This is a genomic window from Bradyrhizobium sp. LB11.1 (assembly GCF_040549385.1).
GTDB lineage: Bacteria > Pseudomonadota > Alphaproteobacteria > Rhizobiales > Xanthobacteraceae > Bradyrhizobium.
Map to the genome: position 1 here is coordinate 1 of NZ_JBEPTH010000012.1, position 25,291 is coordinate 25,291.

A 25,291-nucleotide genomic window follows, 5' to 3' on the forward strand; every position below is an offset into this window, starting at 1 on the left:
TCCGCGGGCACAAGATCGATCAGCCTGGATACGACACGGGTCACGTCGTCAATATAGGTGAAGTCGCGGCGCATTTTGCCATGGTTAAAGAGCCGCAGCGGCTTGTTCGCCCTTAGGACGTCGCAACATGACCGGCTCCACGAAAGCGCCGCTAATTCGTCCATCCCGAGCTTAACATGGCAACAGTGCGGCTTTGTCGAGTACGTTGCTGCAACGAGAGCAAGCATATCAACTGAGAAATACATCGCACTCCGGTCATCTTTGGGCACTACCGAGTCCTTATCGAAACACCATCCTTGAACCAGACGGCACCAATTTCAGCGGTAATGACTTGAAGCTCTTCATCAACGGCCGCTTTCTATCGCAGAACCTGACCGGCGTTCAGCGTTATGCCGCGGAAATGGTCAAAGCAATCGATGCATTGCTGGTCTCGGACCAATTGCCCGCCTCGCTTCGGCAGGCCGAATGGGAGTTGCTGGTACCAAGCAATACGAGCGAAACGCTCCGTCTCGACCGAATCAAGATCCGAAAAATTGGACGCCTGACCGGCCATGCTTGGGACCAAATCGATCTTGCACGGGCCGCTGCCCCTGGGCGGCTCATCAGCCTCGCCAACTCCGGTCCTGTGTTCCATCGTGATCACGTCATCGTCATTCATGACGCGCAGGTCTTCCGCCGCCCCGACTTCTTCAGTTGGCGCTACCTGGCCGTGCATCGGACGATGGACAGGCTGCTCGCGAGACGGGCAACGGTCGCGACGGTCTCAGCCTTTTCTCGGAAAGAGTTGGCTGCGATGCTCGGCTTGGCAGAAGCCGACATTCCGATATTCCCAAACAGCGCAGAACATTTCGCGGCCACAACGCCTGACGTAAAAATTCTCGCACGATTAGGGGTTCAACCGCGCAAATACTTCCTTTTTGTAGGTTCCAGAACCAAGAACAAGAACCTCGCCGTTGCGATCGACGCCGCTCGGCTGCTCGGGAGGGGAGACATACCGTTGGTCATTGTGGGAGGCGATAATAGCAGGGTGTTCCAAGACAATTTGGGCGAGACCGATTCGAGCCTGCTTCTTGCCGGACGCCTGACAGACAGCGAGATTGCCGCCCTTTATGCCGACGCATTGGCGTTCGTTTTTCCCTCTCTTTACGAAGGATTCGGGGTACCACCGCTTGAAGCCATGATCTTCGGTTGTCCGGTCATTGCGTCCACCGCTGACGCCGTTGTCGAGACATGCGGTGACGCGGCTGCTTATTTTCGCGCCAGCGATACTCAAGCGCTGAAACAGCTCATGATCGAAAGGCTGGCCGTTGGCGCCATCTCGAATGAGGAGCGCAGAATGCAGCAACATCGCCTCGCATTATACTCATGGCAGAATTCCGCGCGGGCGCTGCTGGATTTTCTAGCGCAACCCCGCGCTTAACGAAGCCTGCTGTGGAGCAAAGTGCGCTCAATTTTTGCGCAGCTTCAAGCCGGAACGCTCACAACACCCGGCGCCGATTGGTTCCTCGACATTGTCAGCCTGGATGAAGCCAGGCGATGATGCACGAACCCTTCGCAACATCACCACATCCCCGCCTAAATATCGCTACGGATCGGTTGGATTGTGACCGCATCAGTTGATGCTCAACCAAGGATGCACGATGTCCAGATCGCCAACGCAATCCTCGGCAGGGCAGCCGTTGAAAGTGCTGCACGTCGCGGAAACGATCCGGGGTGGGATTGCGAGCTACCTGAACGAGTTACATCCGCAGCAGCAAGCGGGCTTCGGTGCCGACAATGTGCATTATGTCGTCCCATCGGATCATCGCAACGACCTCATCGGGGTTGATGACAGCCAGATCACCACGTTCGGGAGATCTGGCCGCAGCGTCTCCGGGTTGTTCCAGATGCTGCGCGCGAGCATGCAAGCGCTCGACGCCTTCCGGCCTGACGTCGTGCATCTCCATTCGTCCTTTGCCGGACTTGTTCTCCGTCCCGCGCTGGCTGCGCGTTCTGAGGCCCCCCGTGTGGTTTATTGCCCGCACGGCTGGGCATTCGCGCGTGAGACCGGCCGCCTGAGCCATCTGGTGACGAAAGCTGCAGAAAATATTCTCGCACGCACGTCGGACCGCATCATCTGCATATCCGGCGATGAATTCAATGAAGCAATTCGAGCGGGAATTCCGGCTGATCGCCTTACTCTGGTGCACAACGGCATCTCCAGGAGCCGCCCGCTGCCCCACTCCGCTGCGGCAGACTGGACTTCAACGAAAGCCAAGGTCCTGTTCATTGGTCGGCTGGACCGACAAAAAGGGTTCGACCTCCTGATCGAAGCGGCCCGATCGCTCGAGGACGTCTTGGATGTGCGCATTGTCGGCGCCTCGGTGATCAGTAAACTCGAAGCCCGCGCGGTTCCCCCCAACGTCTCTCTGCTAGGCTGGCTGGATCGTCAGCAGATTGAGACCCATCTGGAGGCGGCCGACCTCGTCGTCATCCCCTCGCGTTGGGAGGCCTTCGGCCTCGTCGCCCTGGAAGCGATGAGGGCAGCCAAGCCGATCCTGGCCTTTCATAGCGGCGCGTTGCCTGAAATTGTCGTCGACGGTGTCACCGGCGTACTTTGCGAGCCGGTCGCCGTTCAGCCACTCGTCGACGGCTTTCGACGCATGCTCGATCTCGATCTCAAGGTATTAGGTCAGCGCGGTTACGATCGGTTCAAGCAGTTTTATGACGTCCAGAAGACACATCGCCAATTGCAGCAGGTCTATGTCGAACTCCTGGACGACAGAAAGACCCGCGTCGGCGAGACGACCGAACTGCAATCGGATCTCTCGAAGCCCTTTTGAGGCAAGCCGCGGCACACCGGAATTGATCGCGAGTATGATCTAGACGATGGCAGGCCACCGCACCTTGGGTCGCAACAGGCTTCTCTGTATCGCAAGCCTTGTCGCGTCCGTTAATCTATCCGCCCCCGTATGCGCTCAACAGACGCAGCCGCTCGATACCAGATTCCTGATGGGTACCGGTACCCATCAGGGGCTGGGTGGTCCGGTGAGTCCGCGAGGCTACGTGCCTTCCGTGAACATCGGCCAGATCAAGCAGTTGGGCTTCAACGCGTTTCGCGATGATTTTCCCTGGTCTGATTTCGAGTTGGCGGGCCGCCGGATGGGTTTCACGCCGCGGCTCGCCAGGCTGGATGCACAGATCCAGTCCGGCGTCGCCCGCCCACTCCTCATTCTCGCGTTCGGACACCATCTCGTTCCAAATTCCTCACCGCCGACGACCGACGAAGCCCGGCGGCGGTTCGCCGACTATGCGGCTGCGGCAGCCCAATCGGTAGCACCGCAGCACCCGATTTTCGAGCTCTGGAACGAGTGGAATCTGGCAGCGAAGAAAGACGCTGCATTCTCGCCCGAAAACTACCTTGCGCTTGCCCAGGCGACACAACCGGCGGTCAAGCGGGCCGCGCCGAATGCACCTTTCGTGGTCGGCGCGATCGGCGACGATCCGGGTTGGAGCTGGACGGAGAAGATGCTTCAAACCGGAATCCTTCAATACGCCGACGGCGCCTCGATTCATCTTTACAATTTCTGCATGGCGCCGGCGAAGCGCACTTCGACCGAAATTATCGACCGGCTCACGGCGTTTCATCGCCTCGTCGGTCAAGCCAGCGGTAATCCCGACTTTCCCATCTACGTGACCGAGACGGGCTGGACCACGGCAGCGAACAAATGCGGGGTCAGTGAGCAGGCTCAAGCCGACAACACCGCCCAGCTCATCCTGTGGTCGTCGACGGCGGCGCGCTGGCTCAAGGGGATGTGGATCTATGAACTCAAGAACAGTGGCCAGAATCCATCCGAGCTGGAGGACAATTTCGGACTCTATCGTTTCGACAATTCGCCAAAGCCCGTCGCCTGCGCCGCGCGCGGCGCCTGGGCGTTCATCCGTTCCAGTCTGAATGCAGAACGAAGAAGCCTCGCCAGCGGCGTCGCGTCGATTGGAGCGTCGTCGACAACCGGCGGCAAGGTTGCCGTCTGGTCCGAGGACCCGGACCGACATTACGAAGTCCGGCTCAAAGGGGATGTGCCAGGTGCGACCTTTGCTGCGCCGTGCGATTCGGCTGCAAGGCCGGCTTCGGGGGTCTGGATGCCGGTCTCGAGCACACCGGTCCTGATCACCGCCAATCATGCTGCGATTCCCGCACTGGAAATACGGCCGGCGCGGTAGCCGAGATTGCCGACAAGAGGTTGACGCGATGAAAATTCTTATGACGTCCACACTTTATCCGACGCCCCAGGCACCAAAGATCGTCGGTGGAGCCGAGATCTTTGCGCGAAGGTTTGCCGAGGGTCTCGTCCAGCGCGGCGATGAGGTGGAAGTGATACGCGCCGCATCCGCGCCCGAGCAAGCGCGTGAACTATGCAGCGGCATCAACGTCTATTCCGCGCCGGTGCGAAACGTTTATGCGCCATTCGCGGAGCAGAAGAACGTCGTAAAGCGAAGCATCTGGCATGCGATTGACGATTGGCAGATCCAGGCGCCGATGGTCGCGGAGCGTATTCGGGCTTTCAAGCCGGATGTGCTTCACTCCAACAATCTATCGGGCCTGACCACCGCAATCTGGCGGGTAGCCGCCCGGCTCGGCGTCCCGGTGCTTCATACGCTTCATGACTACTATTTGACGTGTCCTCGCTGCTCGCGCTTTGACAAGGGGCGGTCTTGCGAGCGCACTTGTACGAGCTGTGGAATCCTGAGCTACCACCGCAAGCGCGCCACGCACTGGCTTAGTGCCGTGGTCGGCGTCAGCGAACGCGTCCTTTCCATTCACACCGATATGGGCATGTTTGCCGAGACGCCGATCCGCACCGTGATCCGCAATGCTTCCACCGAGCCGCCGCGCTCGCCTTATCCCCGTCCCGTCTGCACGACGGAAGTGACGTTCGGATTCATCGGACGGCTCACCGAGGAGAAAGGCATCGACAATCTGATGCTAGCGCTCGCAATGCTGCCAAATGACCGGATCCGGACGCTGATCGCCGGCCGCGTCAGCGATCAGGAACAGCAGCGCCTCAGGACGCTGGCACCGGATGCGCGGATCGAGTTCATGGGATTTGTGTCGCCCGACGAATTTTACAGGCAAGTCGACGTCGTGATCGCACCATCCATCTGGCACGATCCCGGCCCTCTCGTCGTCGCAGATGCCAAGGCTGCCGGCAGACCGCTGCTTGGGACGCGCTTTGGCGGCATGCCGGAGGTCATCGTGCACGGCATAACGGGTTGGTTGACTGAAGCCGATCCAGAATCTCTCGCCAAGAGCATGCGTGAGATCGCGGCGGATCCTCACAAAATCGATGAGATCAGCCGGCGACTTATTGCGGATACGAACAAGTGGATATTTTCCGACGTATTGTCGTCGTACAAGACCCTGTATGAGCAATTGCGCGAGCAACGGATGTCGTCCGTGCGCACGACAACGGCCGAGGCGCCGCAAGGGCCTGCTGTCGCAAAGAGCAGCCTCATTCCGAGATGATCCGCCTCTTCGCGCTTGCTGGCTATGTCTATCAGAGCGCAGCAGCGATCATCCTGATCTTCGCGATCAGTCACTTGTTGCCCGCTGCCGACTATACCGGCTTTTCCTTTGCAATGGCCTCGAGCCAGTTGCTCTGCGTTCTCATGTTCGAATGGTTGCAGCTCGCCGGCCTGCGCTTTCTGGCGGCCGCCCGGGAAAGCGAGGCGGCTCGACTAAGATCGTCGCTCTTTGCAGCGGGGCTGTTCAGCGCCGGCGCGTTGGTCGCGGTCGGAAGCTGCGCATCCCTGATCAGCGGTCTCACGCCAGGCCTCGTCGCCCTGGGCCTGGGCGTGGCCGTCCTCCAGGGCTTGACCGATCTGTATTTCCTGTCGATCCGTCTGTCCGATCGGCTGGGGACCGCATCATTTCTGCTTGCGTTGCGTGCCACGGCGCTTCTGACCGGCGCCCTCACGGGAGCGGCGATTTCAGGAACGGCCGAAGCGGCGCTGCTCGGCATTGCGTCGGGTCACACGCTCGGCCTCCTCGCCGGCCTTGCCGCATATCGCACGCCGCTTGAGCGCGTTTCGCTGCGGAGCATGATGGCTGACTGGAAGGATTTCTCGCGTTACGGCATGCTCGCGGCCGGCGCCTCCGTCATCCATCTGTCAGTGCCGGTGCTGCTCCGCATCATCGTCATCGGTCGACTCGGCGCAACGGGAGCCGGCGCAGGGTTTTCGATTGCGCTCGACCTGCTGCAACGCCCCTTCTGGGTCCTCAATGCGGCAATCCACACCGTGAGCTATCCCGACGTGGTCAATGACTTCGAACACGGGAGTGTCGCGACATCGGTTCAATCGACACGACGCATGTTCGAGTTCATGCTTTGCACCACCCTCGTGCTGCTTGGCGGACTCCTGGCCTTCATTCCGGACGCGGCCCGGATCCTGGTCCCGCCCGAAAGCCTGGACGGATTCATGACGACGGCGCCGACGGTGGCGGCGTTCTATTTCCTGCATACCCACCTGCAGGCGACGATCGCGGTCGTCCCCCATCTCGAAAAGCTCGCGACCAGGCTCGTTGTCGTCGCTGCCGGCCAGCTCGCGATGGTTGCAGCTTTCTCCCTGGTCGCGGTGTCCGCGGGCCTGCCACCCCAAGGAGCGGTCGCCTGTGCCTCGATCGCCACGCTCGCGGCAATTCTGGCCGCGCTTGGCCCTACGCTCAGGTTCGAGGCGTTTCCGCGCTGGTCTCTGGTCATTCAAGCCGTAATGGCCGCTCTCCTGATCGGATCGCTCTGTTCCATGCCGACGGAGCCCGCGACATGGCTCGCCGGGAAGATCGTTGTCGCCGCTGCGGCAACGGCCATTATCGGCTGGAGGGGAAACTTTCTGATGTTGGCCCGCCGCGGCTGATCATCCTTGGCTCGTTCGGCAACGCACGTCCTCCAGTTCCCACAGTGAAACCCTGGTCGAAGGTCCGCATCGCAATTCGGCAGACACAACCAATACGCTTATCATTGTTGGCTTGCTCGCCTCCAATCACGGCAATTGCAAAGCGATCGGGCATCGAACGCGCAGATTGATCGGGTCAGCTGCGCATACATTCAGCAGTGAAGGCCGTGGAAATCTTGAAAGCGCCTTCCTCACGTCATGCTGAGCCGGCATCCCATCACTATTCTGCAAGATCAGAGCAAAGCCTGTTCCCGTACAAGGAACCGCTATTCGCTTTCGATTTGTAGCATCGATTTTTATCTGAAATTCACACTCGACACAGAAGGTTGAACGCAATCCCTGCGAGCAATTTCGTTCGCGCAGAAATTCGAGTGTGAAATGTCGTCAGATCAAACCGTTCTCTCCGCAAGCGGCTTCATCAACTCCATCGGCGTCAATACGCATGCCGGCTTCGGGTGGACCGACTACAACAACCTCGCGATGATGGCCGATGACCTGAAATATCTCGGCGTCACCCATCTCCGCGATGCGATGGCGACCAGTCCCGCCGCACAACCGGTCGTCGCCGGCCTGGCTGCTGCCGGCTACAAATTCGACTTCATCGTATCGTCCGCCCTGCCCTCGCTGGGTGCCGCGGGACTTGCCAGCTATATCGTGTCGCTCGATAAATTCACGGCGAGCCACCCGGGCAGCATCAGCGCGATCGAGGGGCTGAACGAAGCCAATCATCAGCCCTTCAGTTATAATGGCAGCTCGAGCCTGAGCGCCGCCGCTCAATACCAAAGCGCGCTCTATCAGGCGGTGAAAGGAGACGCCGGGCTCGCCAGCATCCCGGTCTTCAACCTGTCGCTCGCCTACAATGATCCTCAAGGCTACAGCCAGCTCGGCGACATGTCGGGTTCGGTCGACTTCGTCAACGCGCACGCCTATGTCAACACCGGCACGTCTCCGAGCAGCTCGCTCGCTGCCACGTTGAGTGCTGTCGCGGCCGCAGCGCCCGGCAAGCCCGTCGTCATCACGGAAACCGGCTATACCACGCAAGCCAACACCCAATATCTGGGCGTCGACGAGACGGTGCAAGCCAAATCAATCCTGAACACGCTGGTCGACGCCTACAAGGATGGCGTGAGCGCGACCTATCTCTACGAGATGTTCGACCGGGACTCGAGCGCCGGCAATACCAATCCGGAAGCCAACTTCGGACTGTTCAACTCCGACGGGACGCCGAAGCTCGCCGCCACGGCGATTCACAATCTGACGACCATTTTGGCCGATGACGGCAAGGGCGGGCAGCAACCGACTGAACCATTGAACTACACACTGAGCAACATGCCGGCCTCAGGTAGCAGCATGGTGCTCGGCAAGAGCAACGGCGGCTACGAGCTCGTCGTCTGGGCCGAACCCAAGCTCTGGAATGACGCCACCGATTCCGAAATATCCAATCCGACCCAGACTGTCACGGTGAACCTCGGCAGCGTGCATCATTCCGTGAAGGTTTATGATACTCTGACCGGAACATCGGCGATCGCCAGTTACACCGATGTCAGCACGATCACCATCCCCGTTGGCGATCATCCGCTCATCATCGAGATTGACGCACCCGCCACCACGCCAACGCCGCCGAGCACCCAGGCCAGCATCACCGGAACGGCGGCGGAGATCGTGCCGCAACTGTCTGACCTCAGCGCGTCAACAGCGCTGCAGACGATCACGCTGACCGACACGCACGTCCTGCCAGTCGCATCGAAAGCGACGATGGACTACATCATCGCCCACTACGGTGACGCGTTGTCCAAAATCCAGGGCGGATACTCGTTCTCCGTGACGAATTCGGCCGCGATCTGGACCAACACGAAGACCTATGACGCCGGCGGAAAGCTCGTCTCGACTTCGGATACCGGCCTGAATGCCAGCGGACAGCCAATCTCGACCACGATTGCCTACACTGACGGCTCCAAGGATGCGATCGGCTACACCGCCGGTGTAAAGACCACCTCCGTCCATACCGGAACCGACGGAACCAAGACGACCGACACTTTCAACACAGCCGGCGTTCTTCTCAACGAAGCCGTGCAGAAGTCGAGCGGCTATTATTCGACCACGATCTATACCAACGGCGTGAAGACCGCCGCCTATGTCAGGAATGCCGACCACACCCAGGACAACTACACGTACAACATCAAGGGACAGAGCTACACGAGCCAGGTCCAGCACCTCGACACCACGGGCAAGGTGACTTCCGTAGTCCGCAGCCATGCCGACGGCTCACTCGATTCGACGCAGGTCTACAACAGCGACGGCGGCAGCGTGATCACCACCTATAGCGCCGCGGGGGTCAAGCTGGTCGAGACCGCCTATCATGCCGATCACAGCAAGGACGTCTGGACCTACGCCATCAAGGGCCAGAGCTATGCGACCGAGCACGACGTCTACGATACAACCGGATTTCTCACCACCCTGACGCGCCTCCACACCGACGGCAGCCTTGCCTTCAGGCTGGCGCAGGCGACCGATGGCACCAAGACGACCGATTGGTACGGCGCCACCGGTAACCTCACCAGTGAGGTCGTAGAGAAGGCCAACGGCTTCAACTCGACGACGCTCTACAGCAACGGCGTCAAAACCAACGCCTACGTCAAGAACGCGGACGGCAGCCAGGACAACTACGCCTATGGCATCACCGGCCAGAGCTACAGCACATTGATCCAGCACGTCGATCCATCCGGCAAGGTCACGGCCGTAACCCGCAACCACGCCGACGGCACGCTGGACTATAAGCAAGTCATCAACAGCGACGGCAGCAGCATCGTCACCAACTACGATGCAGGGGGGACGAGGACGAAGGAAACCGACTACAATGCCGATGGCGGCAAGGACATCTGGCTCTTCAACGTAACCGGCCAGAACTACACGACCGAGCACGACATCTACGATGTGACCGGCTTCCTCACCACGCTGGTGCGCAGCCACGCCGATGGCAGCCCAGCTTTCAAGCTGGTGCAGAGCAGCGATGGGACCGTGACGTCCGACTGGTACGACGCCAGCGGATCCCTCACCAGCGAGGTCTTACAGAAGGCGAGCGGTTACAGCGCCACGACGACTTACACCAGCGGCGTGAAGACTGCGCTCTACATCACCAATGCCGACCAAAGCCACGATAATTACAGCTACAACATAACCGGTCAGAGCTATACGACGCAGCATCAACACCTCGATGCGTCGGGCCAGACCACTGAAGTCACCCGCATGCATGCCGACGGCTCGCTCGACTATACGCAGGTCATCAATAGCGACGGCAGCAGCGTGGTGAGCAACTACAATGCCTCCGGCCTCAAGATGACGGAGACCGATTACCACGCCAACGGCGCGAAAGACGTATTCCAGCTCAATGTCGCGGGGCAGACCTACACGAGCGAGCACGACAGCTATGATTCGACGGGCTTCCTCACCGACATCGTGCGCACACACGCCGACAACAGCCTGGCGTTCACGCTTGTACAGAGCTCAGACGGCACCAAGACCTCAGACTGGTACGATGCCAAGGGCGTTCTCACCAGCGAGGTGACGAGCAAGAACGACGGCTATAACTCCACGATCGCCTACACCAACGGTGTGAAGAGCGCCGCCTACATTACCAACGCCGATGGCACGTCCGACAACTGGGGCTACAACATCACCGGGCAGCCCTATACCACCCAACATCAGCACCTCGATGCCTCTGGCCATATCGTGGAGGTGACCCGGACCCATGCCGACGGCACTCTGGACTATAGCCAGGTCATCCACAACGACGGCAGCAAGCTGACCGACATCTACGACGCCTCCGGTTCAAAGACCCAGGAAACCGCCAACAATGTCGACGGCTCGAAGGACGTCTTCCTGTTCAACTTCAACGGACAGACCGGAACGACACAGCACGAGCACTATAACAACTCCAACGCCCTGCAGTACTTCGATGACACCAAGACGGACGGCACGCACAACGTCACGGCCGTCGCCGCCGGACAGACAATCCAGGGCGGAACCGGCAACGACGTATTTTCGACCGCCCCGGGCTCGACCACCGTCGTTTACAATCACGGCCAGGACCAGATCCTCAACTTCCACGCCGGCGACGTCGCAAATCACGACACCGTCGAGATTTCGAAGCTCCTGGTTGCGGACTATGGTCATCTTCAGGTCACACAGTCCGGCGCGAACGCACTGGTCACGCTGTCGGCCAACGACTCCATTCTCCTGAAGAACATCAATGTGGCCAGCCTGACGAGCCACGACTTCCTGTTCGTCTGAACACGGCGAATTGTCCGCACGATTGCATCACTATCTCGAGCGCCGGGAACTGCTACGGCAGATCTCGGCGCTGCTCATCAATTGAGCGGCTGCCTTGTCGACTGGCACAAGCCGCACAATGACGAATCGCCCGCCGTGAAGTGCGCGGCCAAGCGAACTTGCGTCACAATTGATCGCTAGGAAGTGGCAACGCCACGCAAGGAAATCGACACTCGATGGAAGCCAATGAAGCAAGACGTTTTGTCGTTCTCGACTTCTATCGCTTCGTTGCCGCCCTCGGCGTTTTCATTTTCCATCTCAAGACCCTCGACGACGGCATTGCACCGGTCTGGAACGGTTCTTATGGCCTGTTCGTGGACATGTTCTTCATCTTGTCCGGGTTCGTGATCTCCTATTCCTATCCGTCTGACGCGCACGGCCTCAGGGCATATTCGCGGTTCATGATCCGCCGCATTGGGCGGATTTATCCCCTGCATTTTTTGACATTGCTGGTGTTCGTTCTGCTCATTGGGTCCGGTCTGGATCGATCGGCAAGATCGACCCCGCTGGACTTCCTGTATAACCTTGTGCTGCTTCAAGCGTGGGGCGTGACCAATCACCTCAGCTTCAACTCGCCATCATGGTCGATCAGCGCGGAATTCTTCTGCTACCTGATCTTTCCGCTGTTGATGCTACTTGCACGCAAGGTCCACCCGCTGGTGCTGGCCGCGATCGTTGCGGCGCTCTACCTGATCCTGGCCCACGGCCACCTGCCGATCTGGCAAGACCGATCGCAGATGTATGGAGCCAACTACGATTTCGGGATGCTCCGTGCGCTGCCGAGCTTTCTGAACGGCATCTTGCTCGCCATTCTGTTCAGGCTATCGCAGCCCTACCGACAGAAGCGCGTCGTCTTCGCCGGTATCGCGATGTTTGGGATCTCCGTCCTTGTCCTGAACGTCTTCGCCAAGCCCGATCTGGCCATTGTGCTGTTCTCCTGCGCCATCCTGCTCACCGCAGTCGGCGAGAGCGCCTTCGCGCAAATTCCCGGTAGCCGCTTGCTTGGGCGGCTCGGCAACACTTCATACGCCATCTACATGCTGCACGATGCCGTTCTCATCGCCGTGTTCAAACCGTTGTGGACCGCGCTTGGGCTGCGTCCCGATCAATTCGGCCTCTTCGCCCTGGCGTGCTGCGCGGTCCTGACCATCATCGCCGACCGCACCTATGCCTATTTCGAGAATCCGGCGCGACGACTGATCAATCGCTGGTCCGACGTCGGATTGAGATCGCCCCGCAAGGTGCAATCCGCCGAGGCGTCCCTGCGTTTCGAGGAGACGGAGCAGGCGGCCAACTGACGTCCGATGGTGTTTTCCGCCTGATTCCGCTCAAGCGACCTTACCATCGGATTCTGGGACAATCCGCATCAAGCCATCGCCCAGCAGAGGAGCGATGTTGGCGCGAGACAGCTCCATGACCCCCGGGAGCATGCGGCGGACCAGCGCGCCGGCGGCTTTGTGCGCATCAAGGAACCGCAGCATGAACTGCTCGAGATTATCGCCGGAGAGAAGCTGCGCCGGCGAGAGCAGGAGCGATTCACTGACGCCGAAATGAGCGAACAGGCCTTGGAACTTGTCCTGGTATGTTATCGCCGCAACGGGTGTCCCCTGCCCAAGAGCCGCGATCGCCAGATGCATGCGGCCGGTGATGACGCCGTCCACCAGACCGACGACGGCCTTGATCTCCCTTGCCGACAGAACCTGCTCGACATGATGGACATGGTCGCCAACCGTTCCGCGCAAGCGATCGGCCAGCGGTCGAAGGCAGTTGTCGTCAGCGATCTCCGGACGATAGTCGTGCGCAAGCAACACCCAGCTTACGGGATGCTCCCTCGACAGGCGCCCCATTGCGCTCGCCGCAAGTTCGATCATCTGCTGCAACTTGGCCGGCTCGGGCGTCCTGAACAACATCGGGTGGATATTGAAGACAAAGACATTGCGCCCTTGGCTGCGCTGCTCCGCTATCCCGGCCGCAATCCGCTTCACCGCTGCTGTCTCCTCCTGCGGCACCAGCATGAACGCAGCGTCGGCGACGAGCTGCGCACGATTCTTGGCGAAATCGTTGAAGCGTTGAAGAGATACTGAATCGCGCAGATTCAAGACCACGCCCGGCTCCAGCAGCCGAAACACCTCACGCAGCGCCTTGGCCGGATGGGAGTTGAAGCTGAATCCGAGCACGCTGACCTTGGCGCCGCACGCCGCCATGAGATCGGCAACAAGCAGCATGCGAGCGGCATCGACGGGGGAATAATAACCGTCGAGCACATCGGCCCCCAGAACCATCCCAAAATCGGGCCTGGTGAGGCACAGCTCCCGCGCCACGGTTTCATAGGAGAATGGCTGTCGCCAAAACTCGAGCGGCTTGAACCCCATTGCGCGCACCTCCGCGCTTGCCGCTCTGGTGGCGGTGACAATGTAGACCTCGATGTCCGGATGCGCCCGTTTCATCTCGCCGACAGCCGCCTCGATCATAGCCTCATCGCCGCGCGACTGATGAATGCTCCAGGGGTCGGAAGGCAGCAGGACGAGCCGGGGCGGGTTGTTGCGCGGCGCAGCGTTGGCACCGATACCCTTCCTGGCGATCTGCCACCTGCGCAACTCGAGCAGATCGACCGCAAAGGGCGTATTCTTCGCGCTGTTGAGCCAGCCTCGGAGATGCTTGCGAACAGGTACCGGAATCAATTGTTTCACGACGTCTTCCTCGTCTTCTTCAGGCGGTCACACCACGTTTCGCGACGAAAGCGATCAGGGAGAACAGCTGCTTCCGCCAGAATAGCAAGATGCTCATCAAATAGGTCGCCCCAAAGCATGACGACAGCAGTCCCATCCGCAAATAGGGATTTATGTCTGCTGTCGCTTCGCGGCATAGCGCAACCGCGCCATAGGCCAGAACAATCGCGCACAAGCAGCCGGCGACGGGCCGCAGAAACTGGCCCCAGCTCAGGCCCAATAGCCGGAGCGCCAGCGCGAACGTCACGGGCGTTACCACGAGCTGCGCGACAGCGAAGATGGTAGCCAGCTGAGCTATGTTGTGCGACGGCAGCAGAAACATTGCCGGTACCACCGTGCAGAACTTGAGGATGTTCAGCATGAACACGTAGTTGGGCTTGCCCAGCGCGCCAAAATACGCGCTGTTGACGAACTGCACGGTCTGAATAGCGCCGATCAGCATCAGCGGTCTCATTACCGCTTCGCTGCCGCTCCATTTTGCACCGAACAGCAGCAGTGAGAACTCCGGCGCGATCGCCGCAAGGAGCACAAAGGCCGGAGAGCCGATCAGTGCCCCGAGACTGACGCTGCGCAGATAGGCATCTGCAATACGGTCACGCTCATGAGCGATCTTGGACAGCGCGCTCAGCGCGACATCCATGACCGCCTGGGTCAGCAATTGCATCAGGATAATGTAAACTCTCGCGCCCACCGTATAGATGCCAAGGGCCGCAACCCCGTAGAGTGACAGGATGATCATGTCGATCGTACGCACGATGGCGAAATCCAGCACCCTGTTCGAGACGACGTGGATGCTGTAGCCGGCGAGCTCGCGAAAGCTCTTGAGATTGCGGCCGCGCATCGGCAGCCAACGCGGCTGGCTCCAAAGCCACAGGCCGCTGACCGCGCTCTGAACGACCACCTGGATGACGAGGCTGAGGGCGCCAAACCCAGCATAAGCGCAAGCGATCCCCACCACGCCGGAGATGGCGGTGGCGACCATGGTCCTGACCGCAAGCACGCGAAAGTCCATCTGGCGCTTGTAGAGCGCTTCCTGAAACAGTGTAGCAGTGCCGATCGGAAGCGAGAGGCTCGCGGCGGTCAATAGCGGCGCCAGACCCTTCACGTCGAGCCAATGCTCGATATGGGTCGCAAGCAGCGCGATGAGAACCGCAAGAATCGACGATGCCGCCAATGAACAAAAAAATGGCAGGGTCACATCCGCAGGCTCGAGCGTGCGGCGCTGGATCAACGCGTCACCAAACCCGAACTCAGAGATGGAGCTCAGGAGCAGCAGAATGAAGGTAACCAGCGCCGCGAGTCCGAAATCCGTGGGATCGAGCAGCCGCGCCAATATCAGGAACAGAACAAACGACAGCGCACGGCCGCCCCAATTCTGCGCGAGCGACCATAGCAATGCCACCACGACCTGGTGTTGTCTAACCGGAGTGACGTTCATCAACAAATCGACCCAATTCCGACAGATCCAGTCACAATCGCCCGCTAGAAACCAGGCAATCAATTATCGCGCGTGCAGCTGTCTCAATGACGATGACGGCCGCAATCGTGCAACAGTACGACGGTCTCATGGCAATCAGATGAGCGCCATTGATCATCCGATTTATCGTGGAAGTGAGTTCAAATCGTGGACTACACTCCGATCGGCCTCAGCCATATGATGCAAAATGGATGCCTTGATGAATTCGTCCGCTCCACCGTCCGCTCGCAACTCCAGGCGCTTGCGCGTGGCGATCTACGCACCGCATTTTGCGGAATATTCCTACCGGCTCGCATCAGGATTGGCGCGCCACTGCGACGTCCGACTCGTACTCAACCGCAAGGATGCGAACCAGCAATGGGAACTGGCGGATATCGCCGCGTCGACTTCTTTCGATACGCGGATTCGTGATCTTAGCCTGCGCCGCGGCGGCGTCGTTGGCATACCGGCGTCCTTCCTGGACATAATTTCGTTTCGTCCGGACGTAGTTCATTGTCACGAAGTTCCCGAAATCTATACGTCAAGGCTGATTCAGCTCCTGCGTCCCTTCAGGATTCCCGTGGTGCTGACAGTGCATGACGCAATCCCGCATTCGGAGGGCGGATCCGGCACCTCCGCACGAGAGGACGGCTGGCGCGGTCGCATGCGCGCAGCCGCCTCGGTCGTCACCACGCACGGTGACAGCTGCATTGCGGATTTTCGCCGCGCCTCGCCGGACTTCACGGGAGAGATCGTATCCAGCATGCACGGCGTGCTCATGGTCCCGCCAACGCAGGCCGCGGACATTGAATCCGAACCCGCACGCATTCTGTTTTTTGGCCGAATGTGGGCTTACAAGGGGCTGGATGTCTTTGTCGATGCGATCGATATGCTGGCCCGGCGCGGCGTGGCGCACGAGGCTGTCGTCGCCGGCCGCGGCCCCGAGATGACGCGGCTTGCGGCGCGTATGCAGGCGATGCCGACGGTCAAAATGATCAACGCCTATATTTCTCCGGCGGATACGGGGCGATTGTTTCAGTCAGCAACGGTGGTCGCTCTGCCCTATAAGGATGCGACGCAGAGTGGCGTGCTTGCGTCCGCTTACGGAAATTCTCGTCCGGTCGTCGCGAGCGCCGCGGGCGGCATTCCCGACGTCGTGACCGACGGAGTTAATGGGCTCCTGGTTCCGCCCGGCGATGCCGGCGCATTGGCCGATGCGCTTGAACGCGTGCTGACCTCGAAGCCGCTCGCTGCGACGCTGACAGCGGGCGCACGGCAGACAGCGGAAGGCCTCCTGAACTGGGATCGCATCGCCGAGCGGCTGTTGGTGTCCTATCGCAACATCGCCGCCGTCAGCTGAGCGCAGCATGGCGGCACCGCGTCCTCTACGCGGATTGTTCCGCCTTGTGTAGCGGACGAAAGAACACGGAGCGGATTGCACTATCCAGGAGGCGCCTCAGCCTCACCTCGATGAGTTCATAGCTGATCGCGCTCGCCACCAGCGACATCACCAAGCCCAGCAGAATGAACGCGGTCCACAGCAGCCAGCGGTCAACGCCAACGGCAACCAGCTTCAGCCCGGCCATCTGCAACGGGAACAGCACAAAGGGGTGCACCAGATAAAGGCTGTAGCTGATCTTGCCCACATATTGGAGAGACGGCTGGCTCAGAGCTTTGCCGAATCCGGAATTCGGCGCGAGCACCAGTCCGAACAGCAGGAAGCCGGGGACAAGAGCAACGAAGGTGTGAAAGAGCACCAGGCAGGCATACATGGCGGCACCGCAAGCCACGCCTGCGATCAAGCCCACCGTCCCTGGAATGGAAATGCGGAAACGCGTGGCGCTGAAAAGCATCCCGATGCAGAAAAACGCGGTGATCGGCCAGTGCAGGCCGCACGCGATACCGAGCAGGACCAGCGGCGCCGCCAGCATCCTGCTTCCGAACCGCAATACGGCGAATGTCAGCGCGAACCAGATGTAGAATGCCCACTCGTAGGCCAATGTCCAGGCATTCTGCTGCGCGATGGGCAAGCCAAGCGCGTCCTGCACGAAAAACAGATTCGCCGCGAAGATTCCGAGATAGCTGGTCAGATCGATTCCACGAAAGAACTTGTAGCCGACGACCGGTCCGATCGTGAACAGCGCAAGGTGCAGGACGACGAATACAGGCATGATGCGCAGGATACGATCGAAGAAGAATCGTGGCAGCGAGCCGTGCCGCACCAGGCTAGCCGGGATCAGGAAGCCGCTGATCATGAAGAAGAGCTCGACGCCATGGCCGCCGACATTGATCAGCGATTGCAGCCAGAGCCAGAGCGGTGGCAGGAAGCCGGGATCCGGAATGTCGTACATGCCGCCCTTCGGCATGTCGTAGAAATGATCCATCAACACGCTCAGGGCCGCAATCCCCCGAAGCCCCTGGACGGACGGAACGAACGATCCGTCTGGCCCAGTGCCGGCCTGGTGCGCAGCTTTCATCACTCTGCGGCACCCTGCGTGCTGAGCGCGGGATCGAGAACGACCGGCTTTCTGCGCTCCGAGCGGAACCTTTGCCCGAAGGAGATGCTGGGCTTCTCGACGAACGTATACGTCATCCAGCTAACCAGGATCGACAGCGCCATGATCATAAGGGCGAAGGCCGACCATCCCAGCGGTCCGTCGCCGATCCAGACGAGGCGATGAATCAAGACGAGGACGAAGGGGGACATCAGGTAGACGGAATAGCTAATCACGCCGACGAACGCCACCGAGCGCCAAGCCATCCTCTCACCGAACCTGGCAAAGACGATAAAGACGAGCGCCGCGCAGACATAGGCGGAGCCGATCGAATAGCTGTAGAAGAAATTCTCCTGATAGACGCCACCGAACCGCCTGTCGGCCAGCGTGATCGCGAAGATCGCATAGAGAACCGTACAAACGGCGACGTGAGACCATCGCAGCTTCCCGCCGATGACCGTGTCGCGGATGACCTTGCCCAGGAACATCGCCGAGAGGTTAAGCCCCACCTCCATCAGCGATGAAACCGTCCTGTTCTCGACCAGCACCGCCGCGGCGGTGCCGATCAGCGCGGCAGCAATCACAATCGCAACTGCGGTAAAGCGCCGGTTCAGTAATCCCGTCGCGAAGAGAATGGTGCATCCGACGTAGAACAGCAGCTCGATCGCCAGCGTCCAGTAGAAGACCCAGAGGTTCGGGACGTTGACGAAGGTCTGAAGCATTGTCACGTTCACGAGGATCTGCGACAGCGGATAGGCCCTGGACTCCAGCACCTGCATCGTGACGAGCCCGATCACGAGCGAGGTCCAGTAGGCCGGATAGAGCCGGAAGAAGCGGCTGATCGCGAAATCACGCACCGGAGTCGCGCTGTTCGGAAAACTGAACGGGATGACGAAACCGCTCACGAAGAAGAACAGCACGACTCCAAACCGGCCAAAATTCATGTAGTAGCCGATCGCGTCGTGGAAGACCCAATAATACGCGCCGGTCGGGTGCTTCTGGACGATCACTTCGAGCACGTGCTGGAACAGCACAGCCAACACGGCGATGCCGCGCAGCGTATCGATGAATGCGAGCCGTCTATGCATGGTTGGTCTCACCTGCTCCCGCCCGCCACCGACCCGGGCATGTCCACGCCGAGACCTTCGAGCGAGCGGATCGGCTGCGGCGCCTCCGTCGGGACAGCACCAACTGCCCGCGCGGACGTCACCCGTCGGGAGAATACTTCACTGAAACTCAATGCGATGATCAGGAGGCCCGATGCCGGACCGTAGTTCAACACCGTGATTGTGAACAGATTGACGACGAAGATCAGCGTCAGCTTGTATACGTCGGTCGCCCCGAAGTTCGCCCGGAACACCATCACCATGAAAGCAACGAACGGGAGCCCGAACATCAGGTACGTCCCGATGTAGAAGTTGTCGACGGGCACCCAGTACGCCGCGAGCGGCGAAAACAGCTTCTGCGGATAGTTGAAACATCCCGCGCCGCACCCCGTCACCAAGCCGATCGGCATGAGTTGGCTCATGTAGACGAACGGCAACTGCCAGCTGTTGTTGATCCGGTCGAGAATGCTGAACAGTGTCGAGTGCGGCACTGCCGCGGTTCCTGATGCGACCACGATCATGAAGAACGGGACCAGGATCGCAGCGAACGACCAGAGCCCGATGCCCCGGATCGCAGGGAGGCGCGACCTTTCCGGCAGCATTCGCACGATCACCAGCAGCGCCAGGTACAGCACGAGGACGATCATGGTCGTCTTGCTGGTGGTCAGACGAATGACGTAGACCGCAAGGGAGCCGAACAGGAGGCACCAAACTGTGCTCTTGCGAATCGACGTGATCGCAAACGATACGAGGATGAAGAACGCGGCCATGGTATTGTCGGCAGCAAAGCCCATGAGACGCTGATCATCGCCGCCATAGGCCCACCACAGCCGGCCGGCCTCACGCACGGCGCCGAAAGATTCATATTTGTATCCGACCCAGGGCATGACGTAGAACTTCGTCAGCAACACCCCGATGACCGAGAGATAGAAGGTCACGGCGACGACCGAGAGCAACTTTCGGTAAGAGCCGAGGCTCGAATCGCAGAAGCAAAATCCGACAAACACCGGCAGCATCATCTTGAATGATGAGATCGCCGCGGTCGCGGTGCCCAGCATGAAGTAGCCGAGCACCAGGGATAGTGTGAGCTGCACGAACACCAGAAGGGCCAGCGTGCTACGATTGCGCAGAATGCAATGCACGAAGAACTGGACCAGACACAGCAGCGCGACGGCGTCGGGCAGGTACCAGAGCGTATCCACATGAAAAACGCTGGTGTAGTAGCGTATCACGCCGCCGAAGGCATCCCGAACCAGATAAACGCCAAGGGCGATCGCCTCGATGTTCAGACTGATCAGCGTGATCCGGGGGCGCTGTAGCGCGAGGGCGGTCATGTGCGGCTCAGTTCGTCAGCCGCGCCGATGGCGCGGGGGATGCCGCAAAATCGGGCCGGCTTCCAAAAGCGCTCCGCAGCCACTTTCCACCGGGAATCTCGATGTAGAGATAGCTGAAGTGCGAAACCGCCAACACAGCTGCCAGCGAGACGACGAGATTCAACGTGGCCGGCAGTCCAGGCCAGAATGAATCGAGCGTCCCGATCGTCCGCGCCCCGACAGCCCGCACGAAGTACTCGGCGAAGAGAACCACAAGGGCATGCACCATATAGATGGAGTAAGATCGGCGTCCCAGCCACACCAGGGGCTGCGCCACCAGTATCCGCGGCACCAGCAAGGCGTCCGGAAAGGCGAGCAGGCTTCCGAGGAAGATCGCGAAAGTCAGCGGCGCAAGGAAGGTCGCCGTCGGATTGGTCTCCGCGACACACACCATCGCGATACTCGCAATCATGGCAAGAAATTGCAGCACACCTTGGAGAGCCGGCCCCGGCTTGCCCGGCAGCCCATGCACGACCTTCGCCGTCAACACGCCGAGGAAGAAGCTCACAAAGCAGCGCACGATGCCGTAGTCGGTCTGGAGCCCGAGGCTCCTCTTGTCCAGCACGAACACGATGAAGATAAGGCTTCCGGCCACCAGCAGTCCGCATAGGACGTAAAGCCACAGCAACGAACGCAAGCGCTGGGCAACCAGGACAATCAGACCGAATACCAGGTAAGTGTAGAATTCGACGCTAATGCTCCAGCTCGGCGCATTCCAGCTGAGATAGTCGATGAATCCCATCGAGTGCAGAAGAAAGACATTGAGAATGAAGGAATACGCATTGTTCACCTCGAAGGCCGCCGGTGCAGCCATCACAACACCGGCCATGACCAAACCGATACGCAAGAGGCGGAACAGGAGATTCGCGAACAGCATCACGATGTGCAGCGGGTAGACCCGCGCGAGACGCCGCACCATGAAATCTCGCAGCGAGAAGCGTCCGAAGTCGCCCTCGACATAGCTCAACGACATCACGATGCCACTGAGAACAAAGAACAAGTCGACCAGTAGCCACGCGCTTCTGAAAAACGAACAATTGATCCAGGCGTTGTGTGGGAACACCGCCAGAAAGGTCGGCATCAGCAGAAGATGGTGGATCACCACAGATGTCGCAGCGATGCCACGGATGCTGTCGAGCGGCAGGACGTGCGCTTTTTCACGATGAAGTAACTCCGTCACATCGACATCCGTATCTATTGCACCGCGGCAGTCTGTATCAGATTTTTAGCGCATTCAATCTTCACGATTGAGCATTCGCCTTGGGCACATGACGACCGGCGGAAATTTCATCGCTCACTTTCATTCCGACATATGCGCGACAAGTTTGCGACATTTTTGCTTTACGAGAGCATGAGGAGGATTCGACTGAATCCGCAGCGCAGTGCTCGCGCGCATTTGCGCGCGAAGTATGCGCAAAGTTCGGCGATGTTGCGATGAATCACCCGGAACTGTCGTGCGTGATCGCAAATGTGTTGGAACAATTCGCGTGCCTACGCATGTGGCGACGGCGTGTCGGACTCGCCTCATTTGACTTCAAACTGCAACATTGGTGGGCGGCAGCATGCTGCTCTCGCAGGCATTGAAGATCGTACTTCCACAACCGGCAAGAAAACGGGCAGTGAGTTCGCAACCGACCGAGACGTGATCGGCTGAACCAGATTTTTTGCGCCGCACAACAATTGACACAGTTGCCTGCCAAGCTTGGCGCGCAATTGTTTCGAGCAACGACTTCGAGCAACAACGAAGGAACATGAATGAGCTGCGGATCAGCACGTCGTGGTGCGACGCCGAGATGGCTGCCGATCATCTTGACAACATCGGCTGTGATCGCATCAAGCGTTGGTTCATCCCAAGCTCAATGCGTCGGATTCTCGGACCGCGCCTCGCAAATGGAGCTCGACGCGTTCGTGAAGTCGCCATCTTCGCTGCTGGAACGACTGCGCAACGACAAAGAGAAGCTGCGGTCGCGGCTTGCCACGTATATTGCCACCAATCCGTCGGTGTTGCCGTCGGTGCAGACGTTTATTTCCGAGTCGGCCTCCTCGGATCGATCGGCGATCGGCGCGGCGCTGCGGCTCGCGGAAGCGATGTGCACGTCGACGAAGCCGGACGCCGCGCGCAAGATCAAGGATTTTACACAGCGGGTGAGCGATCTCACTGTGCAAGCGGGCTATTCCGAGGCAGGCGAAGATGAGTCCGCCACCCAGTTGCAGCGGCAAAATAAGGGACCGACCCCGCCGTCTCCAGGAGGAGCTCTCTTGGAAGGCGAGTGGAAGACAAAACTTGCCGACCCGTTCAAGCCTGTTCCCCTTCCGAATTGATCCGTGACCGTTAAGGCAGCGAATTTGCAGATGTATCAGCCCAGAGAACAGTTCCAGTCGGCACACAGATTTGGCATCGAGTTTGGCGGTGCGGTCCTTAGCTTCGACCGTGTGACCGACGTCCTTCGTCGCCAATGGCCCCTCATCATCGCGGCGGTCGGGGCTTCGCTGGCGCTGGTCATCGTCTACTTGGTTTTGGCGAAGCCGATGTACACGGCGAATGCCCGCATTATGATGGACACCCGACAGACCCAGGTGCTGGACAAGGATAGCGGCGCCAACAGTGCCCTGATCGACACAGGCTTCGTCGATAGCCAGGTTGAAGTCATTAATTCCGACGATCTCATCCTTTCTGTCGTTCGCCGCCTGCGGCTGACTGAGGATCCGGAGTTCAACGGCTCCAATCCCGGACTTCTGACCACCCTTATCGGCAAGATCACGTCACTGTTCGACTCTGGCGAGCCGCCCTCACAGGAGCGGATCGAACACGCCGTGGTCGAAATGATTCAGAAGAATCTAAGGGTCGAGCGGGTCCTGACCACATACGTGCTGTCGCTCAACTATCGTGCACATAATCCTGCCAAGGCGGTCACAATAGCCAATGCCATTGCCGACGCCTACCTCGTGGGCGCGTTGGAAGCCAAATACCAATCCACCAAGCGAGCGACCGAATGGCTCCAGCAGCGAAGCGTCGAGCTCAGTGAGCAGGCGACAGCAAGCGACCGCGCGGTGCAATCCTTCAAGGCCGAGCACAACATCGTCGGCACCAGCCGTGGCCTGATGTCCGAGCAGCAATTGTCGGACCTGAACACGCAGCTGGTTCAAGCTCGGGCCGCGACGGCCGAAGCGAAGGCGCGCCTCGACCGGATTGAAGCGATTTCCGATCAGGACGTCGCCCAGACGACCGTGACCGACGCGCTCAACAACCCTGTCATTACGCGCCTGCGGGCGCAGTATCTCGACCTGGCGGCTCAGTATGCCGACTGGTCAAGACGTTACGGCAAGACTCACCTTGCAGCGGTCAACCTCGCCAACAAGATGGAAGAACTGCGCAAGAACATTGCCGATGAAATCCATCGGATTGGTGACGCCTATCGCAGTGATTACGAAATCGCCAAGAGCCGAGAAGCGTCTCTTGATAAGAACGTAAAGGAACTCGTGGCCCAAGCCGGTCATACCGGCCAGGCAGAAGTCAAGCTGCGCGACCTCGAAAGCGCGGCCGACACCTACCGGAATCTCTACAATACCTTCCTCGAGAAATTGCAAAGCGCCACTCAGAATCAGAGCTTTCCGCTCAGCGAGGCCCGTCTCATCAGTACCGCGACCAAGCCGGATCGCAAAAGCTCGCCACGAACGGTTTTGGCGCTGGTGGGTGGCCTGGTCGGTGGCCTCTGTCTCGGCTTCGGAGCCGCGTTTGCGCGTGAATTGCTGAACGACGTCTTGCGGACCCCCGGGGAGGTCGAGGACGAACTCGGTGTGAAGTGCCTCGGTGTCCTGCCAGATATTCGCTCCGCGGCGAGGACACGCGCATTGCTTTCGACGCCCGCGAAGATCAACGTACCTGGGCTATCTCGCTACGTGGTCGATCATCCGTTCTCGCGGTTTGCCGAAACCTTGCGCAACATCAAGGTTTCGATCGACGTGGCGCGGTTGAACCGAGAGATCAAGGTCATTGGCATTGTATCGTCGCTCCCGAAGGAGGGAAAAACGACGGTGGCTGCCAATTTCGCTCAATTGATTGCCATGACGGGGCATCGCACTATCCTGATCGACGGCGATTTGCATACGCGCTCACTCACGCGCGAGCTTGCACCTGACGCCAACAGCGGACTGGTCGAGGCTCTCGGTGATCCGACCGCCTTCGGCTATCACGTGCAACGAAGCAAGGAGACGGGTCTCGATTTCATGCCCTCCATCGTTGCTTCTCGCATGGTCAATTCGGCCGACGTCATCGCCTCAAGGGCGATGGCCGACCTGCTCACGGTGCTACGGCAGCAATACGAATATATCATTATCGATCTCGCCCCGGTGATGCCGGTGGCCGACTCCAAGGCGTTCAGCGTCCTGATCGATGCAATGGTCTATGTGATCGAATGGGGAGAGACCACGCGAACCGCGCTTCAAGAATCAATTTCGGGATCGGAGATCCTTCAGAAGAAACTCCTGGGCGCCGTTCTCAACCGCGCCAACCCGAAGATGCTCGGGCGTATCGAGGCGTATAAGGGCAAGCACCGCAACAGCTATTACGTCGAGCAAGCCTGAAGCGAAGGGGCGCGGTCAGCGAGACCGCCCCCCTTTCCACATACTCTGCTGACGGCCGCCACGAATTCCTCAGCTGCCGAGCTCGTAGGGATGTCACTGGAACCACCGCCCACCGCTCCTGTGGCCGGTCGGACAACGCGGCCCCAAAGTTAGCTGTTCAGGACGCCGGATGCGTCAGCGGGCTCGACCAGGCCTGGGTTCCCCGCGACGGCAAGAACCGACCCGCAAGGGACGCCGGACCGCGACCGACCCGCCCGCCGCCTGATGTCCGTATTCATCCGGAATC

General features: G+C 59.7%; 16 protein-coding genes and 1 pseudogene. 10 read left to right on the forward strand and 7 right to left on the reverse strand.

The annotated features are described in order from the left end of the window. A pseudogene (locus ABIA96_RS26875) lies at positions 1-101 on the reverse strand (UDP-glucuronate 5-epimerase); the annotation flags it as partial. A gap of 230 nt (positions 102-331) precedes the next feature. Here ABIA96_RS26875 and ABIA96_RS26880 point away from each other — a divergent pair. The 7 genes from ABIA96_RS26880 (at position 332) to ABIA96_RS26910 (ending at position 12,560) form a co-directional block, all read left to right on the forward strand. Then, positions 332-1,420, forward strand: a complete 1,089-nt coding sequence (locus ABIA96_RS26880) for a glycosyltransferase family 4 protein (protein WP_354140054.1) — start codon at positions 332-334, stop codon at positions 1,418-1,420. Positions 1,421-1,640: 220 nt separating this feature from the next. Continuing rightward, a complete protein-coding gene (locus ABIA96_RS26885) occupies positions 1,641-2,822 on the forward strand; it encodes a glycosyltransferase (RefSeq protein WP_354140055.1) in 1,182 nt (393 codons plus the stop codon). 232 nt (positions 2,823-3,054) lie between these two features. Beyond that, positions 3,055-4,203, forward strand: coding sequence for a cellulase family glycosylhydrolase (locus ABIA96_RS26890; RefSeq protein WP_354140056.1), 1,149 nt, complete (start codon positions 3,055-3,057; stop codon positions 4,201-4,203). Positions 4,204-4,231: 28 nt separating this feature from the next. Further along, entirely contained in the window at positions 4,232-5,506 is a 1,275-nt protein-coding gene (locus tag ABIA96_RS26895; RefSeq protein WP_354140057.1) for a glycosyltransferase family 4 protein, read from the forward strand. After that, positions 5,503-6,894, forward strand: a complete 1,392-nt coding sequence (locus ABIA96_RS26900; protein WP_354140058.1) for a hypothetical protein — start codon at positions 5,503-5,505, stop codon at positions 6,892-6,894. The genes ABIA96_RS26895 and ABIA96_RS26900 overlap by 4 nt, the downstream gene beginning before the upstream one ends. A 417-nt stretch (positions 6,895-7,311) precedes the next feature. Further along, positions 7,312-11,223, forward strand: a complete 3,912-nt coding sequence (locus ABIA96_RS26905) for an RHS repeat protein (RefSeq protein WP_354140059.1) — start codon at positions 7,312-7,314, stop codon at positions 11,221-11,223. 215 nt (positions 11,224-11,438) lie between these two features. Further along, a complete protein-coding gene (locus ABIA96_RS26910; protein ID WP_354140060.1) occupies positions 11,439-12,560 on the forward strand; it encodes an acyltransferase family protein in 1,122 nt (373 codons plus the stop codon). A gap of 30 nt (positions 12,561-12,590) precedes the next feature. Here the strand turns inward: ABIA96_RS26910 and ABIA96_RS26915 are convergent, their stop codons facing one another. Both ABIA96_RS26915 and ABIA96_RS26920 read right to left on the reverse strand, forming a co-directional pair. Beyond that, positions 12,591-13,733, reverse strand: coding sequence for a polysaccharide pyruvyl transferase family protein (locus tag ABIA96_RS26915; RefSeq protein WP_354140061.1), 1,143 nt, complete (start codon positions 13,731-13,733; stop codon positions 12,591-12,593). Between the two features lie 238 nt (positions 13,734-13,971). Beyond that, the gene (locus ABIA96_RS26920) at positions 13,972-15,429 is read right to left on the reverse strand and encodes a lipopolysaccharide biosynthesis protein (protein ID WP_354140062.1); all 1,458 of its coding nucleotides are present in this window, start codon (positions 15,427-15,429) and stop codon (positions 13,972-13,974) included. Between the two features lie 286 nt (positions 15,430-15,715). On the opposite strand from ABIA96_RS26920, the gene ABIA96_RS26925 reads away from it, so the two are divergent. Then, positions 15,716-16,807 carry a glycosyltransferase family 4 protein gene (locus ABIA96_RS26925; RefSeq protein ID WP_354140063.1) on the forward strand — a complete coding sequence of 364 codons (1,092 nt, stop codon included), beginning with the start codon at positions 15,716-15,718 and terminating at the stop codon, positions 16,805-16,807. Between the two features lie 25 nt (positions 16,808-16,832). Here the strand turns inward: ABIA96_RS26925 and ABIA96_RS26930 are convergent, their stop codons facing one another. From ABIA96_RS26930 to ABIA96_RS26945, 4 genes are read right to left on the reverse strand one after another with little or no spacing between them, the layout of a single operon-like run. Then, positions 16,833-17,927, reverse strand: coding sequence for an acyltransferase family protein (locus ABIA96_RS26930; protein WP_502918851.1), 1,095 nt, complete (start codon positions 17,925-17,927; stop codon positions 16,833-16,835). Next, positions 17,924-19,030, reverse strand: a complete 1,107-nt coding sequence (locus tag ABIA96_RS26935) for an acyltransferase family protein (RefSeq protein ID WP_354140065.1) — start codon at positions 19,028-19,030, stop codon at positions 17,924-17,926. The genes ABIA96_RS26930 and ABIA96_RS26935 overlap by 4 nt, the downstream gene beginning before the upstream one ends. Before the next feature lie 8 nt (positions 19,031-19,038). Continuing rightward, positions 19,039-20,382 (reverse strand): hypothetical protein, encoded by a 1,344-nt coding sequence (locus ABIA96_RS26940; RefSeq protein ID WP_354140066.1) that lies wholly within the window; start codon positions 20,380-20,382, stop codon positions 19,039-19,041. Positions 20,383-20,389: 7 nt separating this feature from the next. Further along, on the reverse strand, positions 20,390-21,601 hold the full coding sequence (locus tag ABIA96_RS26945) for an acyltransferase family protein (protein WP_354140067.1): 1,212 nt from the start codon (positions 21,599-21,601) through the stop codon (positions 20,390-20,392). A 710-nt stretch (positions 21,602-22,311) separates the two neighbouring features. Between ABIA96_RS26945 and ABIA96_RS26950 the strand changes: the two genes are divergently transcribed. Both ABIA96_RS26950 and ABIA96_RS26955 read left to right on the forward strand, forming a co-directional pair. Continuing rightward, a complete protein-coding gene (locus tag ABIA96_RS26950) occupies positions 22,312-22,743 on the forward strand; it encodes a hypothetical protein (protein WP_354140068.1) in 432 nt (143 codons plus the stop codon). Positions 22,744-22,773: 30 nt separating this feature from the next. After that, complete coding sequence (locus tag ABIA96_RS26955; protein ID WP_354140069.1) at positions 22,774-25,005, forward strand: Wzz/FepE/Etk N-terminal domain-containing protein; 2,232 nt, start codon at positions 22,774-22,776, stop codon at positions 25,003-25,005. Positions 25,006-25,291: the final 286 nt, after the last annotated feature.

What these genes read in the sequence shown, in the direction of transcription:
- ABIA96_RS26885 (WP_354140055.1), top strand. Translation starts at nt 1,641, where the DNA reads ATGTCCAGATCGCCAACGCAATCCTCGGCAGGGCAGCCGTTGAAAGTG.
- ABIA96_RS26895 (WP_354140057.1), top strand. Translation starts at nt 4,232, where the DNA reads ATGAAAATTCTTATGACGTCCACACTTTATCCGACGCCCCAGGCACCA.
- ABIA96_RS26900 (WP_354140058.1), top strand. Translation starts at nt 5,503, where the DNA reads ATGATCCGCCTCTTCGCGCTTGCTGGCTATGTCTATCAGAGCGCAGCA.
- ABIA96_RS26905 (WP_354140059.1), top strand. Translation starts at nt 7,312, where the DNA reads ATGTCGTCAGATCAAACCGTTCTCTCCGCAAGCGGCTTCATCAACTCC.
- ABIA96_RS26910 (WP_354140060.1), top strand. Translation starts at nt 11,439, where the DNA reads ATGGAAGCCAATGAAGCAAGACGTTTTGTCGTTCTCGACTTCTATCGC.
- ABIA96_RS26915 (WP_354140061.1), bottom strand. Translation starts at nt 13,733, where the DNA reads ATGATCGAGGCGGCTGTCGGCGAGATGAAACGGGCGCATCCGGACATC.
- ABIA96_RS26920 (WP_354140062.1), bottom strand. Translation starts at nt 15,429, where the DNA reads ATGAACGTCACTCCGGTTAGACAACACCAGGTCGTGGTGGCATTGCTA.
- ABIA96_RS26935 (WP_354140065.1), bottom strand. Translation starts at nt 19,030, where the DNA reads ATGCATAGACGGCTCGCATTCATCGATACGCTGCGCGGCATCGCCGTG.
- ABIA96_RS26940 (WP_354140066.1), bottom strand. Translation starts at nt 20,382, where the DNA reads ATGACCGCCCTCGCGCTACAGCGCCCCCGGATCACGCTGATCAGTCTG.
- ABIA96_RS26950 (WP_354140068.1), top strand. Translation starts at nt 22,312, where the DNA reads ATGGAGCTCGACGCGTTCGTGAAGTCGCCATCTTCGCTGCTGGAACGA.
- ABIA96_RS26955 (WP_354140069.1), top strand. Translation starts at nt 22,774, where the DNA reads ATGTATCAGCCCAGAGAACAGTTCCAGTCGGCACACAGATTTGGCATC.